We start from the raw sequence: 1,057 nt of genomic DNA on the forward strand, positions 1-1,057 counted from the left end.
CTCAAGCGTCAAATAGAGATGCAAACACCAGTAATCGAAATTGATGTAGACAATTTAAAGTAGTTAAAACCTAAAAATACCGCATAAAAAAAGGGCCCGCTAAAGGCCCTTTTTTACATTTACAGAAACTGCTTTGCTAAAAATTAACGTGAATAAGTAGGATCAGCTGCTGCGGTAAATAAAACATCAGTTGACGAGTTCAGAGCCGTCTCTGCCGAGTCCTGAATCACACCGATGATAAAACCAATCGCAACCACTTGCATAGCAATGTCGTTCGGTATGCTAAATAAGCTCGCTGCTAATGGAATGAGCAGCAACGAACCGCCAGCAACACCAGAAGCACCGCAAGCACTAATCGTCGCGACCAGACTTAATAAAAGCGCTGAAGCAAATGTCACTTCGATACCCAACGTGTGAGCAGCGGCAAGCGTCAACACGTTAATAGTAATCGCTGCACCCGCCATATTGATGGTCGCACCCAGTGGAATGGTTACTGAATAAGTGTCCTCGTGCAATCCAAGCTTACGTGCAAGGTTCATATTGACGGGAATGTTGGCAGCTGAACTGCGTGTAAAGAATGCCGTAATTCCTGATTCGCGTAGACATTTGAATACCAATGGATATGGGTTTTTACCCGTCTTAACAAGAACAATAAGCGGGTTTGCGACCAAAGCGATAAACAGCATACAGCTGATGAGCACCATCAAAATTCGAGCATAGCCTGCCAAAGAAGCAAAACCTGTCTCAGCGACCGTACTAGCAACCAAGCCCAAAATACCAAACGGCGCTAGAGCAATAATCCATTTAACCACTTGTGAGATGGCATCAGCAAAGTCACCCACGACAGTGCGTGCCGTATCACTGGCTTGACGCAAGGCAAAACCAATAATGATTGCCCATGCCAAGATGCCGATATAATTGGCTTCTGCGATGGCATTGACCGGATTGGCGACCAAATTCATCAACAAATTCGTCAACACTTCTTTTAAGTCGGCAGGTGGTACTTGTGCGATATCAGCGTTGATCAACACCAAGTCAGTCGGGAATAAAAAGCTGG

Annotated in this window: 1 protein-coding gene; it reads right to left on the minus strand. The window is 45.1% G+C overall.

What is annotated here, in order from left to right; translation table 11 throughout:
* Window positions 1-143: 143 nt before the first annotated feature.
* Window positions 144-1,057 (minus strand): serine/threonine transporter SstT (sstT, locus tag ACS8FC_RS14890; protein WP_439297342.1); only part of this gene is annotated, 914 nt, incomplete at its 5' end.

The organism is Psychrobacter sp. 1Y4, assembly GCF_051847555.1.